The organism is Comamonas thiooxydans, assembly GCF_000964545.1.
GTDB lineage: Bacteria > Pseudomonadota > Gammaproteobacteria > Burkholderiales > Burkholderiaceae_C > Comamonas > Comamonas thiooxydans.
The window spans coordinates 87010-102779 of sequence record NZ_BBVD01000005.1; the positions used below are offsets into that span (position 1 = coordinate 87010).

At 60.8% G+C, this 15770-nt stretch carries 10 protein-coding genes; 3 read left to right on the plus strand and 7 right to left on the minus strand.

Going from position 1 to position 15770, the window contains the following annotated elements:
• Positions 1–663: 663 nt before the first annotated feature.
• The gene (locus tag Cth01_RS07995) at positions 664–2034 is read left to right on the plus strand and encodes an MFS transporter (RefSeq protein WP_082085644.1); all 1371 of its coding nucleotides are present in this window, start codon (positions 664–666) and stop codon (positions 2032–2034) included.
• A 132-nt stretch (positions 2035–2166) separates the two neighbouring features.
• Here Cth01_RS07995 and Cth01_RS08000 read toward each other — a convergent pair whose 3' ends face one another.
• The 7 genes from Cth01_RS08000 to aceE form a co-directional block, all read right to left on the minus strand.
• Positions 2167–2643: a GFA family protein gene (locus Cth01_RS08000; protein WP_072248236.1), complete on the minus strand. Its 477-nt coding sequence runs from the start codon at positions 2641–2643 to the stop codon at positions 2167–2169.
• A gap of 235 nt (positions 2644–2878) precedes the next feature.
• Complete coding sequence (locus Cth01_RS08005) at positions 2879–4177, minus strand: type II toxin-antitoxin system HipA family toxin (protein ID WP_045838910.1); 1299 nt, start codon at positions 4175–4177, stop codon at positions 2879–2881.
• The gene (locus Cth01_RS08010; RefSeq protein ID WP_034355868.1) at positions 4167–4448 is read right to left on the minus strand and encodes a helix-turn-helix transcriptional regulator; all 282 of its coding nucleotides are present in this window, start codon (positions 4446–4448) and stop codon (positions 4167–4169) included. Before Cth01_RS08010 ends, Cth01_RS08005 begins: the two co-directional genes overlap by 11 nt.
• A 323-nt stretch (positions 4449–4771) precedes the next feature.
• Positions 4772–6610 carry a dihydrolipoyl dehydrogenase gene (gene lpdA, locus Cth01_RS08015; RefSeq protein ID WP_012838311.1) on the minus strand — a complete coding sequence of 613 codons (1839 nt, stop codon included), beginning with the start codon at positions 6608–6610 and terminating at the stop codon, positions 4772–4774.
• A 92-nt stretch (positions 6611–6702) separates the two neighbouring features.
• A complete protein-coding gene (locus Cth01_RS08020; RefSeq protein ID WP_034384113.1) occupies positions 6703–7578 on the minus strand; it encodes a hypothetical protein in 876 nt (291 codons plus the stop codon).
• Positions 7579–7693: 115 nt separating this feature from the next.
• Positions 7694–9406, minus strand: coding sequence for a dihydrolipoyllysine-residue acetyltransferase (aceF, locus tag Cth01_RS08025; RefSeq protein WP_045838911.1), 1713 nt, complete (start codon positions 9404–9406; stop codon positions 7694–7696).
• Between the two features lie 18 nt (positions 9407–9424).
• Positions 9425–12139 (minus strand): pyruvate dehydrogenase (acetyl-transferring), homodimeric type, encoded by a 2715-nt coding sequence (aceE, locus tag Cth01_RS08030; protein ID WP_034355857.1) that lies wholly within the window; start codon positions 12137–12139, stop codon positions 9425–9427.
• A gap of 309 nt (positions 12140–12448) precedes the next feature.
• On the opposite strand from aceE, the gene Cth01_RS08035 reads away from it, so the two are divergent.
• Positions 12449–15016, plus strand: a complete 2568-nt coding sequence (locus Cth01_RS08035; RefSeq protein WP_012838307.1) for a PAS domain-containing sensor histidine kinase — start codon at positions 12449–12451, stop codon at positions 15014–15016.
• A complete protein-coding gene (locus Cth01_RS08040; protein ID WP_003055354.1) occupies positions 15013–15666 on the plus strand; it encodes a response regulator transcription factor in 654 nt (217 codons plus the stop codon). Before Cth01_RS08035 ends, Cth01_RS08040 begins: the two co-directional genes overlap by 4 nt.
• Positions 15667–15770: the final 104 nt, after the last annotated feature.

Genomic DNA, 15770 nt, shown 5'->3' on the forward strand with positions numbered 1-15770 from the left:
CCCGCTTGCGCGAATAGAAGCCCAACTGGCTCCTTTCCGCGCTGGCCGTTATCAAAAATACATACTCGGCCACATCAGCTATCCGCAGATGAAACGGCTGTCTGCCTCCCGTGCTAGTGCTAGTTCAGGCGCAGCATGGCTCTCAATGGCGCACGCCATCGCCGCGCAAGCCTGCAGCATCTTCCGCTGCCTTGCCGCAGCAAGGCCGACCCTAAGGCTTACCCTCGGATGTCATGATCTGGCAACTGAATTGCGGCATGCGTTAAGTCCATTCAGGGCACCAGCCCTACATTGCCCCCTCGAACTCCTTGATTTCTGCCCCCGCAGAGGTCAAGACAGGCTGATGCATACCTGTGCGCAGCCAGGTCCAGGCCATGAAGGGCAATAGCAGGAAATGAACCGGGAACTCGAAGGCAAGCAATCCAATCACTGGTCACAACCACAGTCTCCGCCGTGACCTCGTGAGTTCCAGGCAGCAAGACTTGGCAGCCTGTGCCCCACGGCTTGATGCTGTGGGCCTCTGCGCAGTTCCCCCTGTATTCAAGACAACAAAAAAGCCCGGCATAGCCCTAGCACAGCGGCTTGCAGCGTCTACGTCGTGATGCTGCAAGACGTGCCGCAAGGAACCGCCCAGCGCCCCATACCAACTTCCAAGAGACAAGCATGACCCCAAGCGCGACGACCATTTCGGGCGCAACGCCCAGGCAGGACACCAGCCACAACATCGATGCAGACAACGCACTGTATGCCAAGGTCAGTTGGCGGCTGCTGCCCCTGCTGCTGATCTGCTACATGGTCGCCTACCTGGACCGCATCAACATCGGCTACGCCCAGATCCAGATGAAACAGACGCTGGACTTCGGCGACGCCGCCTACGGCTTTGGTGCAGGTCTGTTCTTCATCGGCTACTTTCTGTTTGAAGTGCCCAGCAATCTGCTGCTGGAGAAGATAGGCACGCGCAAGACGCTGATGCGCATCATGCTGGTCTGGGGCGTCATCGCCACCGCCATGGCCTGGGTCTCCACTCCCATGCAGTTCTATGTAGCGCGTTTTCTGCTGGGCGCCTTCGAAGCCGGCTTCTTTCCCGGCGTCATTCTCTACTTCACCTACTGGTATCCCTCGGCACGCCGCGGCCGCGTGATCTCCATCTTTCTCTCAGCCGTCATGGCCATGGCGATTGCGGCCGGCCCGTTGTGCGGCGCCATTCTCAAATATATGGATGGCATCGACGGTCTGCATGGCTGGCAGTGGCTGTTTCTCATCCAGGGTCCTCCCGCCTGCATTCTGGGTCTGATCCTCTACTTCTATCTGCAGGACAAGCCAGCCGACGCGAAATGGCTGACAGACGCCGAAAAAGCGCGCCTGCAACACAACATCGCCAACGACGGCGGCCAAGTTGCTCATCATGGCGGCCACGGGCACAAGGCGGCCCACAGCAGCGCCACTCTGGGCCAGTTGCTGCACGACCCCAAGGTCTATGCCCTGTCACTCGTGTATTTCATGATGCACGGTGCCACCTATCTGTTTGTCTTCTGGATGCCCACCGTGATTCAGGGCCTGGGTGTGCAGGACGTGCTGCATGTCGGAATCTACTCGGCCATTCCCTTTGTCGCAGGCTTCTTCGGCATGATTGCCTTCGGTGCCAGCTCCGACCGGTTCCGCGACCGTCGCTGGCATTTGTTCATCGCCACCGGCATGGCCATTGCCGGCCTGATCGTCACCCTGCAGATGCACGGCCATCTTGAGGGCTCGCTGATTGCCCTGGCCTTCACGCTGATCGGACTTGCGGCCCTGCCCCCGCTGTTCTTTGCCCTGGTCAGCGACTATCTGCCGCCGGCCGTAGCCGCCGGCGGCATAGCGCTCATCAGCAGCCTGGGCAACCTGGGCTCGGCCGCCAGCCCCACGCTGGCCGGCCTGCTGACCCAGCACACAGGCAACAGGCACTACAGCATCTATCTCGTGCTGGTCATGCTGATCCTCTCGGCGCTGGTGCTGATGGTGGCAGTGCGCGACTCCAAGACCAGGCGCGGCTAAGCCATGCCCGGCGCGCTTGCCAGGCAGCGCCCGACCCGGATTCATCTGGCTGGCTGATTCGATGCTGAACGCAGAAAATTCATTAAAAACGACCGCCAACGCTTACCTGTAAAGCGTTAGAAGCTATCAAAATCATTCCTCAAGCTGTGCTTTGGCCAAGGGGTTCGCCTTGTAACTCAGCCAGCCTGCCACTACAGACTTGCCCGCAGCAGCGCCTGCGCGGCGGTCACTGGGGTGCGAGCGCCCCTCGCTCACCACCACTTCGGCAAAGTCAAACGGGCTCATGCCCGCTATGCAAGCCACATTCACACCATACTGATGCGGCGAGGAGCGTCGCTGATGGAAGGTATAGATGCCGCAATGCTTGCAAAAGAAATGCTTGGCCTGCCCGGTGTTGAACTGGTAGAGCGTCAGCGCATCCTGTCCCTGCAGCACCTCGATTCCGCTCAAACCAGCCGACACCGCCACGGCCCCGCGCATGCGGCAAAACGAACAATTGCAGCGCCGCGCGGTGTTCAGGCCGTCGCTGAGCAGCACAGTAAAGCGCACTGTGCCGCAGTGGCAGGCGGCTTGGAGCGGTCGGGGAAAATCGCGGCTGGGGCTAAGCATGGGTTTGTCTCCATCAATACGGTTCTTATATGGCTGGCGCTGAATCAACGGCATCCAATATCGGTCAAATCAAGCTCAAGCGCTCATGCAACAAGCGCAAGAAGCTATGAATCTTAAAAATTTCCCGATCAGGAAATTTTTAACTTGCCGCAACTAATTTAAATACATACTTCCCGTTCGGGAAATTTAACTGGCATCGCGGCGCTCCGATCTAGGTGTGAAATCACGCGTGTGCTCAGGCCAAGCGCCTCAGTGTCAAGGCGCAGCGCTGCTCTATCAGCTGCACGATCTGCGTCACCACGGCATTGCCCGCAAAACCATGCGGTGGCGCGGCCTGCAGCTTGCGCGCGGCAGCGGGTAGTTCGTTCGCCAGCTGCTGCAAACGCTTGCGCGTCGCCGCCTTGGCAAGGCCTGCTTCTTCCGCAAACTGCTCCCAGTGCCTGGCCTCCAGCTCGCTGAACTTGTATTTGCTGCCAATCTTCATTGCCATCTTGGGCGCCAGCTGGGGGTAAATCGCCGTAGCCAGCAGGTCGTAGAACGGTGCCAGCACAGGCGCCCTTCCTCCATAAAGCAGCGAGAAATTCTTGCCATGTGCGTCATGGTTGCCGATCAGGGCATTGAAGATCACCCCATCCAGCAGCCGCAGCACCTGCGGCGCGCTGGGGCGGGTCACGCTGCGCGCCAAGGCAAAGCATTGCGCCAGGCCCGGCCCGCCCTCGTTCTGGTACTTCAGCTCGGGCACCACGCCCAGCGCCTGGCAAAAGTCTTCCTGGTGCAGACGTTGCAGCTGCGCTTGGCCCTGCGCATCGTCCTTCAGCACCCGGTCATAGCGCTCCACCAGCAAAAACGAGCGACCCAGCACGCTATGGATTCGGGCATTGGCAGGCCTCAGCCCCATGACCTCAGCCAGCAGCATGCAAAAGCCTTCATTGGCCACGCTATCCTCCACAGCATGAATGGCGGGCTTCAAGATATGCGAGCTGGGCGCGCCATTGCGCGGCAGGCCAATCCGCACTACTCCTGGATCGCTCTCGTCCACCACCACGGGCAGCTTGTCCTGCGCCCCGGCCAGCGACAGCCGCAGCCCGTCATCTCCCGCCAGCATGGGGCGGCGCGGCAGCTCGTCCAGCAAGGCGAGCAGCTTTTGATCGCTGAGCCACTCCACATCACCCGGTACCCCGGTCGCCCCAGCCCCGTTAGTCTGCGGCAAGGCCTGCCCAGGTTCCAGAAAGGTCACCGCACCCGCGCATTCGCCGCCAATATGGTCCAGCAGCGCAAAATCGTTCTGGCCCGACACCTGAAACTGCTGCGCAATCAGGCGTCGCATCTGCCCCTCAGGCAGCAGACCAGCAAAGAATGGCCGGGTCTGGTGATCGCCAAAGGGCTCAGCCTGCAGCGGCAGCGACTGCGATAAAGCCGTGGCCTGCGGCTGTGCCAGCCAGTCCGTCGCATAGGCAAAGCTCAGCCGCCCATGCACCAGCGACAGGCTGCCGACGCGCCGGTCAAACAGCCAGACTTCGAGTTCATGCGTCATGGTCTGCGCCCTCCGTTGCTGCGGCAGCCTGGCCTGCCCCGTCTTCATGCGCCGCTTCCGGCAAGCCGCCCAACTGCAACTCTCCCCCCAGCGCATCGATCACCCGCAGCACATGCTCCAGCCGCACCGTGGGCTTGCCCGACTCCAGATCCACAATAAACCGCGTGCCCACGCCTGCGGCCAAGGCAAGCTGCGGCTGGGTCAGCCCCAGCTGTTTGCGGGCGATGCGCAGGGCCGTGCCCAGTTGGTCGGTGGTGTGGATGGTGGACATAAGGCGGTCTAGATTGAAAATTCCCGTTCGGGAAATTATGAAGCAGAGCATGCAGAAAAGGAATCAATATTTCCTGATCGGGAAATTCATTGACAGACAAGCTCAAGCACCAACGCCAAAAATTCAAGATAAAACAGGCTCCAGCGCTTATGCATCATGCGCTGGCAGCTATCAAAACTAGTCTAAGCGCCCAAAGCAGCACGATCACAGATGGAAAATTGAGAATCAGTCGGTCTCAAGCACTTATGTAGCGAGCACAAGCAGCTATGGAAATATAAAAAAGGCAGCCCGAAGGCTGCCTTTGTTTTAAGCAAGCGAAACGCTCACTTACGTGCGGGTGGCACGTCCGTGCAGGAACCATGCGCCACTTCCGCCGCCATGCCGATGGACTCGCCCAGCGTGGGGTGCGGGTGGATGGTCTTGCCGATGTCCACCGTGTCGGCGCCCATTTCGATGGCCAGGGCGATTTCACCGATCATGTCGCCAGCGTGCGTGCCGACCATGCCGCCGCCCAGGATGCGGCCATGGCCGTGGGCCTCAGGGGAATCGTCAAACAGCAGCTTGGTAAAGCCTTCATCGCGGCCGTTGGCGATGGCGCGGCCGGAGGCAGCCCAAGGGAACAGGCCCTTCTTGACCTTGATGCCTTGTGCCTTGGCCTGGTCTTCGGTCAGACCCACCCATGCCACTTCGGGGTCGGTGTAGGCGACCGAAGGAATCACGCGGGCGTTGAAGGCAGCGGAAGCCAGTTCCTTGTTGCCTTGCAGCTCGCCAGCGATGACTTCAGCGGCCACATGCGCTTCGTGCACGGCCTTGTGCGCCAACATGGGCTGGCCCACGATGTCGCCAATCGCGAAGATGTTGGGCACGTTGGTGCGCATCTGGATATCGACGTCGATGAAGCCGCGGTCGGTCACGGCCACGCCAGCCTTGTCGGCGCTGATCTTCTTGCCATTGGGCGTGCGGCCCACGGCTTGCAGAACCAGGTCGTAGGTCTGGGGTTCAGGCACGGTGACGCCGTCCTTGGCAGGAGCGAACGTGACCTTGATGCCTTCGGGCGTGGCTTCGGCACCCACGGTCTTGGTGTTGACCATGATGTTGTCGAAGCGTGGCGCGTTCATCTTTTGCCAGACCTTGACCAGGTCGCGGTCAGCGCCTTGCATCAGGCCGTCCATCATCTCCACCACGTCCAGGCGTGCACCCAGCGTGGAGTAGACGGTGCCCATTTCCAGGCCGATGATGCCGCCGCCCAGAATCAGCATGCGCTTGGGCACTTCCTTCAGGTCCAGAGCGCCGGTGGAATCGACCACGCGGGGATCCTTGGGCATGAAGGGCAGGTGCACGGCTTGCGAGCCCGCAGCGATGATGGCGTTCTTGAACTGAACGATCTTCTTGCTGCCGGTCTTTTCCTGGCCGGAACCGGTGGTTTCTTCGACTTCGATGTGGTTGGCAGACACGAAGTTGCCGTAGCCACGCACGACGGTGACCTTGCGCATCTTGGCCATCTGGCCCAGACCGCCGGTCAGCTTGCCGATGACCTTTTCCTTGTGGCCGCGCAGCTGGTCGATGTTGACTTCGGGAGCGGCAAACTTCACGCCGGCCACTTCCAGGTGCTTGACCTCGTCCATCACGGCAGCCACGTGCAGCAGCGCCTTGGATGGGATGCAACCCACGTTCAGGCAAACGCCGCCCAGGGTGGCGTAGCGCTCGACCAGCACGACCTTGAGGCCCAGGTCGGCGGCGCGGAAGGCTGCGGAGTAGCCGCCAGGGCCACCGCCCAGAACGACCACGTCGCAGTCCATGTCCACAGTGCCGGCAAAGTTGCTGGCGACGGGAGCTGGAGCGGCAGCCACGGGGGCCGCCACAGGTGCTGGAGCGGCTGCGGCGGGTGCAGGGGCGGCGGCCTGTGCAGGTGCGGCAGCACCGGCTGCCACTTCCAGCGACAGCACGACGGAGCCTTCGGCAACCTTGTCACCGACCTTGACCTTGATTTCCTTCACGACGCCGGCGTGGCTGGAAGGGATTTCCATGGAAGCCTTGTCGCTCTCCACGGTAATAAGGGACTGGTCCACGGACACGGTGTCGCCAGCGTTGACCAGCAGTTCGATCACGCCCACTTCGGCGAAGTCGCCAATGTTAGGCACCTTGATATCGATGAGGCTCATATGCGCTCCTATCTTGGTTTTTGTCTCTGTGCCACCTGAAGAATCAGGCAGCAAAAACGGTTTTTCTCGGTTTGAAGCCGGACGGTGACGCCTTAGCTCCAATCAAAGGTCTGCAGCACGGTGCGGCTTTGTGGCTCGTAGAACATCAGAATTTCGCAGTCGCTACCGGTGAACTCGTTGGCATAGGTGCTGGTGATGAACTCGAACGCAGCGCCCGTTTCCGGGTGGATGGGGTGAATGCCGTCATCCGTACCAATGTCGCTGAGCAGTGGGTTGGTCAGATTGCTCCAATTACCACCCCATGCAGGCCCGCCCAGCACACCGAGCAGATAGCGACCTGAAGTGGAGTCATAGCAATCCGTGCCTGGCTCATACAAGGGCAGCTTGGCAACTTCAGCAGCGTCATCCCAGGGCTTGGCAGCATTCCAGCCATGGGCCAGAAAGTCCCGCCTGGCCTGCCCATATGCCGCGTGCTGGGTTGCGTAATGCAACTCCATCACATCGCGCCATGAGTACTTGGCCCCGTGGTGCAGTTCAAACGGCGGCTCCACGCCCAGTTTGACCAGTTCACGATGCTGGGTGCGCACCTCGCGCCAGTCGAGCGATTTTTCCGCCCAGTCGGCCCGATCCTGCTCCAGCATGAAGTAGCGCCAGTCACCCAGCAACTCGTACCTGCCTTGTTCGTTGAGCTTGAAAGCCAGCCAGTCAGGCTTGAGCAGCGCATTGCCAAACTCCTCGCCTCCCCACTCCCCGACTTGCCCTTCGTAGGGCTCGCAAGGGGCGACGAGATGAATCGGCCCGCTCCAGGCATCGTCGAGCAAGGCCAGATCGATGGTGACCAGCGGCAGAAAATGCCGCGCGTACTTCTCGACCGGCTCGGCGAAGACGTCAGACGCATCCGGAAAGGGCCGGATACCGGGGATGACGCCACGCAGATGCTCGATGGGATGCTGTCTCAGGTTCTTCATCTCACTCATGGACTGGCAAGGTGAAGCGCAAGGCATCTAAAAAGATAGCTACTTGCGCAGTTCAGATAAGCGCTACAGGCCGATTTCGCTAAAAATCGGCCTGCTTGTCAGCTGCTTAGAGCAGGATACGGCGGTAGTCGGCCAGCACAGCGCCCAGGTAGGCGTTGAAGCGTGCAGCGGCTGCACCGTCGATGACACGGTGGTCGTACGACAGCGACAGAGGCAGCATCAGGCGAGGCACGAACTGCTTGCCGTCCCACACAGGCTTCATGGCGCCCTTGGACAGACCCAGGATGGCGACTTCAGGCGCATTGATGATGGGCGTGAAGTTGGTGCCGCCGATGCCGCCCAGAGACGAGATCGAGAAGCAGCCGCCTTGCATGTCCGCAGCGCCCAGCTTGCCGTCACGGGCCTTCTTGGCCAGCTCGCCCATTTCCTGGCTGATCTGCAGAATGCCCTTCTTGTCGGCATCCTTGAGCACGGGAACGACCAGGCCGTTCGGTGTGTCCGCAGCAAAGCCGATGTTGAAGTACTGCTTGTAGACCAGAGTGTCGCCATCCAGAGAGGCGTTGAACTCGGGGAACTTCTTGAGCGCAGCCACCACGGCCTTGATCACGAAAGCCAGCATAGTCACCTTGACGTCGCTCTTGGCCTTGGCGCTTTCGGCATTGGTCTGCACGCGGAAGGCTTCCAGCTCGGTGATGTCGGCCTCGTCATTGTTGGTGACGTGGGGGATGACCACCCAGTTGCGATGCAGGTTGGCGCCCGAGATCTTCTTGATGCGCGACAGTTCCTTGCGCTCGACAGCGCCGAACTTGGCGAAGTCGACCTTGGGCCAGGCCAGCACTTCCAGACCGCCGACGTTGCCGCCGGAAGACTTGGGAGCCACAGCCTGCTGCGCCAGGGTCTGTACGGCACCAGCCATCACCGACTTGGTGAAGGACTGGATGTCTTCGGCCGTAATGCGGCCCTTGTTGCCCGAGCCCTTGACTTCTGCCAGAGGCACGCCCAGTTCGCGAGCGAACTTGCGCACCGAAGGCGAGGCATGGGGCAACTGACCCGAAGGCGCCACGGTGGGGTTGTGGGCTGCAGGCGCTGCCACAGGTGTGGAAGCAGGAGTTGCAGCCACGGGAGCAGCGGCCACAGGAGCAGCTGCAGCAGCCACAGGGGCGGCAACAGCGGCTGCCACGGGAGAGGCGGCCTGCACGGGAGCAGCTGCTGCGCCCTGCACCGTCATCTGGCCGACCACGTCGCCCACGTTGACGGTGTCACCCAGCTTGATGGTCAGCGCCGTGATTGTGCCTGCCGAGGGTGAAGGGATTTCCATCGAGGCCTTGTCGGACTCCACGGTGAACAGCGATTGCTCGACGGCCACGGTATCGCCCACCTTGACCAGCATCTCGATCACGGCCACGTTCTTGAAGTCGCCGATATCGGGGATCTTGATGTCCACGGTAGAAGACGCTGCGGGAGCGGCCGCCACAGGAGCTGCAGCCACGGGAGCAGGAGCTGCAGCCACGGGAGCAGGAGCAGCGGCCACGGGGGCAGCCACAGGTGCGGGTGCTGCGGCGGCAGGTGCGGGAGCCGCGTCGGCGGTTTCCAGCATCACGACCACGGAGCCTTCCTTGACCTTGTCGCCCAGGGCAACCTTGATTTCCTTGACCACGCCAGCCTGGCTGGAGGGGATTTCCATGGAAGCCTTGTCGGACTCCACGGTAATCAGGGATTGCTCGACCTTGATGGTGTCACCCACCTTGACCAGCACTTCGATCACGCCGACTTCGGAGAAGTCGCCAATATCGGGGACCTTGATTTCTGTCAATGCCATGTTATCTGTCTCCCCTTCTTAGGCGTGCAGCGGGTTGATCTTGTCGACGTTGATGCCGTACTTCTTGATCGCTTCGGCCACGGTCGTGGCGTTGATCTTGCCTTCATCGGCCAGACCACGCAGTGCAGCCACCACGATGTAATGACGGTTGACTTCGAAGTGTTCACGCAGCTTGGCGCGGAAGTCCGAACGACCGAAGCCGTCTGTACCCAGCACCTTGTAGGTACGGCCCTTGGGCATGTAGGGACGGATCTGCTCGGCGTAGGCCTTCATGTAGTCGGTCGAGGCGACCACGGGGCCGGGATGGGCAGCCAACTGCTGGGACACGAAGGGAACCTTGGCGGCTTCCAGCGGATGCAGCATGTTGAAGCGGTCCACTTCCTGACCTTCGCGGGTCAGTTCGTTGAACGACGGGCAGCTCCAGACGTCGGCGGCAACACCCCAGTCCTTTTCCAGCAGTTCCTGGGCGAAGAAGGACTCGCGCAGGATGGTGCCGGAGCCCAGCAGTTGAACGCGCAGGCCGCTCTCGGGCACCTTCTGGCCAGGCTTGACCATGTACATGCCCTTGAGGATCTGCTCTTCCGTGCCGGCTTCCAGGCCAGGCATGGGGTAGTTTTCGTTCAGCAGCGTGATGTAGTAGAAGATGTTTTCCTGGTTCTGCACCATGCGACGCAGACCGTCCTGCATGATCACGGCCACTTCGTGAGCGAAGGTGGGGTCGTAGGACACGCAGTTGGGGATGGTATTGGCCAGGATATGGCTGTGACCATCTTCGTGCTGCAGGCCTTCGCCGTTCAGCGTGGTACGGCCCGAAGTGCCGCCCAGCAGGAAGCCGCGCGCTTGCAGGTCGCCAGCCGCCCAGGCCAGGTCGCCGATGCGCTGGAAGCCGAACATCGAGTAGTACACATAGAACGGGATCATGACCCGGTTGCTATGGCTGTAGCTGGTGGCTGCAGCGATCCAGCTGGACATGCCGCCGGCTTCGTTGATGCCTTCCTGCAGGATCTGGCCGGCCTTGTCCTCGCGGTAGTACATCACCTGGTCCTTGTCGACCGGGGTGTATTGCTGACCGTGGGGGTTGTAGATGCCGACCTGACGGAACAGGCCTTCCATACCGAAGGTACGGGCCTCGTCCACCAGGATGGGCACCACGCGGGGGCCGATGTTCTTGTCGCGCAGCAGCTGCGTCAGGAAACGCACATAAGCCTGGGTCGTGGAGATCTCACGGCCTTCGGGTGTGGGCTCCAGGATGGCCTTGAAGGTATCCAGCGCAGGAGCGGTGAACTGCTCGTCAGCTTGCTGGCGACGGTGCGGCAGATAGCCGCCCAGAGCCTTGCGGCGCTCGTGCAGATACTTCATTTCCGGCGTATCGTCGGCCGGCTTGTAGAAGGGAATGTCCGCGATCTGGCTGTCGGGGATCGGGATGTTGAAGCGGTCGCGGAAGGCCTTGATGTCCTCGTCGCTCAGCTTCTTGGTCTGGTGAACGTTGTTCTTGCCTTCACCGATCTTGCCCATGCCGAAGCCCTTGACGGTCTTGACCAGCAGCACGGTAGGCTGACCCTTGTGGCCGTTGGCAGCGGCGAATGCTGCGTAGACCTTCTGCGAATCGTGGCCACCGCGGCGCAGATTCCAGATTTCATCGTCGGACATGTGCTCGACCATCTTCAGGGCGCGAGGATCGCGACCGAAGAAATGCTGGCGAACGTAGGCACCATCGTTGGCCTTGAAAGCCTGATAGTCGCCGTCGTTGCACTCCATCATGATCTTCTTGAGCACGCCGTCCTTGTCCTTGGCCAGCAGCTCGTCCCAGCCCTTGCCCCACAGCAGCTTGATGACGTTCCAGCCGGCACCGCGGAATTCGCCTTCCAGCTCCTGGATGATCTTGCCGTTGCCGCGCACAGGACCGTCCAGGCGCTGCAGATTGCAGTTGATCACGAAGACCAGGTTGTCCAGGTTCTCGCGCGAAGCCAGACCGATGGCGCCCAGGGATTCCACTTCGTCCATTTCACCGTCGCCGCAGAACACCCAGACCTTGCGGTTTTCGGTGTTGGCAATGCCGCGTGCGTGCAGATACTTCAGGAAACGTGCCTGGTAGATAGCCATCAGCGGGCCCAGGCCCATGGACACCGTGGGGAACTGCCAGAAGTCAGGCATCAGCTTGGGGTGGGGGTAGCTCGACAGACCCTTGCCGTCCACTTCCTGGCGGAAGTTCAGCAGCTGTTCTTCGGAGATACGGCCTTCCAGGTAGGCGCGGGCATAGATGCCGGGCGAGACGTGACCCTGGATATACAGGCAGTCGCCGCCGTGGTTTTCGTTCTCGGCATGCCAGAAATGGTTGAAGCCGGCCGCAAACATATTGGCCAGCGAAGCGAAGGAGCCGATGTGACCGCCCAGATCACCACCTTCGGGGGGGTGAATACGGTTGGCCTTGACCACCATGGCCATGGCGTTCCAGCGCATGTAGGCACGCAGACGACCTTCGATCTCGAGGTTGCCGGGGCACTTTTCTTCCTGATCGGCCTCGATGGTGTTCACGTAGCCTGTATTGGCCGAGAAAGGCATGTCCACGCTGTTCTGGCGCGCGTGTTCAAGCAGATCCTCGATCAGCTTGTGAGCATAGTCCGCACCTTCGCGGTCGATCACCGCAGAGAGGGCATCCATCCACTCGCGCGATTCTTGTTGGTCCAGGCCGGCAGGAAAGCCAGCGCCTTTGGGATCAGTCTGAGCTGTCATTGTGAGTGTCTCCTTCGAGAGGGGGTAGCTTTATCACGAAGCAGTGAGTGCGGCATCACACGGGTGCGGCAAGCGCCACACCGCATAACGCGTGGCACAGCACCTTCGGGTGCTCCCCGGATTAAACCGATTCACTGTGTCGATCGCTGGCGAGTTTCGCACATTTTTTTCAAATTTCAAATTGTGCTTTGTGATTTCACTATATAAAAAAATGCTGCAAATGCACATACAGTGAAGCCTCTATAGATTGTCTTTTACGCGACAGAAATAGTCGCAGATTCCACTAGGTCTCTCCCCTACACTGGAGGCATGCAAACAAGCAATCACGAACGAGAAAAAGAGGACGCAAAAAGCGCGCAATCCGTTGCATCCCCTGTGCGCTGGTGGCGTAGCTGGTGGCGCAGCCTGTCGCCGACCCGGCAGGATCGCTATGCCGCGCTCGCGCCGCTGGCGTCGGTGCTGATGTTCATGGCTGCAATCATTGCGTCGTTCTGGTATTTGCGCACGGAAGAAGTGGATCGCGAGCAGGAGGCACTGCGCCGCGACGTGGAATACGCCCAACAACGCGTGCGCCTGCGCCTGCTGGAGCGCCAGGAGCAACTGATGCGCATGGCCCGTGACATCGGCAACCGCGAGATGCGCAAAGCCGACTTCGACGGTCGCACCGAAGCGTTGATCAGCCAATACCCCGAGCTGCAATCGATTACCTGGATCAATGACAAGCGTCAGGTTGTGTACAGCCAGTCAGCTCCGACGGTGGCCACGGATCAGTTGCGTGCCGTGGGCGAAAGCCTGCATCAGGGCGAGACCCTGCAAGCCTATGAGCAGGCCCGCGAGATGCTGCAGCCCATCTATGTGCAGGAGAAAGCCCAGCCCAATGAGTTGCCGCCACTGCTGCAACTGCATGTGCCAATCAGCGCCAACAGCCGCTACCAGGGCGAGCTGCTGGCCGAGTTTTCGGTGGACAGTCTGCTGCGCTATGGCACGCCCACGGAAGTGATGGCCCGTTACGCCATCACCATGCGCGATGCCGACAACCATGTGCTGGCCGGCACTCCGCTGGCACCGCGCAAGACGCCTACCGAGCTGCTGCACTGGCGTGCCATTGCGAATGAATACGAAGTGCCCGTCTCCCCGGTGGGCACGGCGCTGATGATGCGCGCCCAGGCCTATCAGACCTCGCTGGGCGTAGTCGGTAGCGGCCTGTTCTGGCTGGTGGGCACCTTGTCGGCCATGACGGCCTGGCTGCTGCTGGCCACCTGGCGCCACACACGCCGCCGTCAGCGTGCCCAGGAGGCCCTGGTGGCCGAGACCAACTTCCGCCGTGCCATGGAGAATTCCGTGCTGACGGGCATGCGAGCACTGGATCTGCACGGCCGCATCACCTATGTGAACGCAGCCTTCTGCCAGATGACGGGCTGGAGCGAGAAGGATCTGGTCGGCCAGGTTCCACCCTATTCCTACTGGCCCGATAACGACTACGACAATCTGCATTCACAGCTGCGCGAAGAGCTGTCGGGCAAGACCATCGTTGGCGGCTTTCAGGTACGTGTGAAGCGCAAGAACGGCAGCCTGTTCGACGCGCGCCTGTATGTATCGCCGCTGATTGATGCCCACGGCCAGCACACGGGGTGGATGTCGTCCATGACGGACATTACCGAGCCCAACCGGATTCGCGAACAGCTGTCTGCCTCATACGAGCGCTTCACCATTGTGCTGGAGGCGCTGGATGCCTCTGTTTCCGTGGCCCCTCTTGGAAGTGCCGAACTGCTGTTTGCCAACAAGCTGTACCGTCAGTGGTTTGGCTCGCACACCGAAGGACATCTGCAACTGGTCGCCCAGGCCGGCAAGCTGCCGGTTCGCCACCAGCCCGAAGCCGAGAACGAAGACGGCCTCATGGGCTTGCCTACGGACACGCTGACTGCCGCACGCAGCGAGAACGCCGAGATCTTCGTGCCCAGCCTGGGCAAATGGCTGGAAGTCCGCTCGCGCTATCTGAGTTGGGTGGACGGCCGCCTGGCCCAGATGGTGATTGCCACCGACATCACCCAGCGCCGCCTGGCCGAGGAACAGGCTGCGGCCCAGGCTGAAAAGGCCCAGACCGCCAGCCGCCTCATCACCATGGGAGAGATGGCATCCAGCGTGGCGCACGAACTCAACCAGCCCCTGACAGCCATCAGCAATTACAGCTCCGGCATGCTGACACGCCTGGAAAACGGCACGCTCACACCCGAACAGATGAAGTTCGCACTGGAAAAGACGGCACATCAGGCACAGCGTGCCGGGCAGATCATTCAGCGCATCCGCTCCTTCGTGAAAAAGAGCGAGCCCAATCGCATGCTGGCCCAGGTAGGCGAGATGGTGAACGAGGCGCTGGAGCTGGCCGGTATCGAGTTGCGCCGCCGCAATGTGCAGCTGACCTCGCATATTGCCGAACGCATGCCGCCGGTAATGGCCGATGCCATCCTCATTGAGCAGGTTCTCATCAATTTGATGAAAAACAGTGCTGAGTCCATTGATATGTCCGACCGCCCGCTGGGCCAACGCAATGTGGAACTGCGCGTGCGCCCCCAGGTCTTTGAAAGCCTGCCGGGTGTGGAGTTCACCGTGGAAGACACGGGCAAGGGCCTGCCGCCGGAAGTGTTGGAACACTTGTTCGAAGCCTTCTTCTCCACCAAGAGCGAAGGCATGGGCATAGGCCTGAACCTTTGCCGCTCGATTGTCGAATCACATCAGGGTCGAATGCATGCCGAGAACCTCTACAATGGAAGCGAAGTCACTGGTTGCCGGTTCTCATTCTGGCTACCGTTGGCAACGGGTGTGGAGACGACAACACTCACCACGACAAGCGAACCCATAAAGAGGACGATTGCATGAGTTTGATTCCCAAAAAAGGCACTGTTTACGTAGTTGACGACGACGAAGCAGTCCGTGATTCGCTGCAATGGCTGCTGGAAGGCAAGGACTACCGCGTGCGTTGCTTTGACTCCGCCGAGACCTTTTTGTCGCGCTACGACCCACGCGAAGTGGCCTGCCTGATCGTCGACATCCGCATGGGCGGCATGACCGGCCTGGAGCTGCAGGACCGACTGATCGAGCGCAAGTCTCCTCTGCCCATCGTCTTCATCACCGGTCACGGCGATGTGCCCATGGCGGTGAACACCATGAAGAAAGGCGCGCTGGACTTCATCCAGAAGCCTTTCAACGAAGAAGAGCTGCTGGGTCTGGTCGAGCGCATGCTGGATCACGCCCGCGAAGCCTTTACCGGCCACCAGCAGGCCGCCAGCCGCGATGCTCTGCTGGCCAAGCTCACGGGCCGCGAAGCCCAGGTGCTCGAGCGCATCGTCGCCGGCCGCCTGAACAAGCAGATCGCCGACGATCTGGGCATCTCCATCAAGACCGTGGAAGCCCACCGCGCCAACATCATGGAAAAGCTCAACGCCAACACCGTGGCCGATCTGCTCAAGATCGCACTGGGCCAGGGCCAGACCAGCGCTGCGGCCAAAGCGGCGGCTGCCGTCAATTAAGTGCTCCCCGCGAAATCGGAAGCCACTCCAATCGCGAGATAATCCAGGGAGCACTGGCCAGGCCTCGCGCTTTAGCCAACTCCTATTCTGATAGCTGCTAGTGC

Bases quoted from the DNA above. Each gene is read 5' to 3' on its own strand.
- Cth01_RS07995 (WP_082085644.1), top strand. From the start codon at position 664: ATGACCCCAAGCGCGACGACCATTTCGGGCGCAACGCCCAGGCAGGAC.
- Cth01_RS08000 (WP_072248236.1), bottom strand. From the start codon at position 2,643: ATGCTTAGCCCCAGCCGCGATTTTCCCCGACCGCTCCAAGCCGCCTGC.
- Cth01_RS08005 (WP_045838910.1), bottom strand. From the start codon at position 4,177: ATGACGCATGAACTCGAAGTCTGGCTGTTTGACCGGCGCGTCGGCAGC.
- Cth01_RS08035 (WP_012838307.1), top strand. From the start codon at position 12,449: ATGCAAACAAGCAATCACGAACGAGAAAAAGAGGACGCAAAAAGCGCG.
- lpdA (WP_012838311.1), bottom strand. From the start codon at position 6,610: ATGAGCCTCATCGATATCAAGGTGCCTAACATTGGCGACTTCGCCGAA.
- aceF (WP_045838911.1), bottom strand. From the start codon at position 9,406: ATGGCATTGACAGAAATCAAGGTCCCCGATATTGGCGACTTCTCCGAA.
- aceE (WP_034355857.1), bottom strand. From the start codon at position 12,139: ATGACAGCTCAGACTGATCCCAAAGGCGCTGGCTTTCCTGCCGGCCTG.
- Cth01_RS08040 (WP_003055354.1), top strand. From the start codon at position 15,013: ATGAGTTTGATTCCCAAAAAAGGCACTGTTTACGTAGTTGACGACGAC.
- Cth01_RS08020 (WP_034384113.1), bottom strand. From the start codon at position 7,578: ATGAAGAACCTGAGACAGCATCCCATCGAGCATCTGCGTGGCGTCATC.
- Cth01_RS08010 (WP_034355868.1), bottom strand. From the start codon at position 4,448: ATGTCCACCATCCACACCACCGACCAACTGGGCACGGCCCTGCGCATC.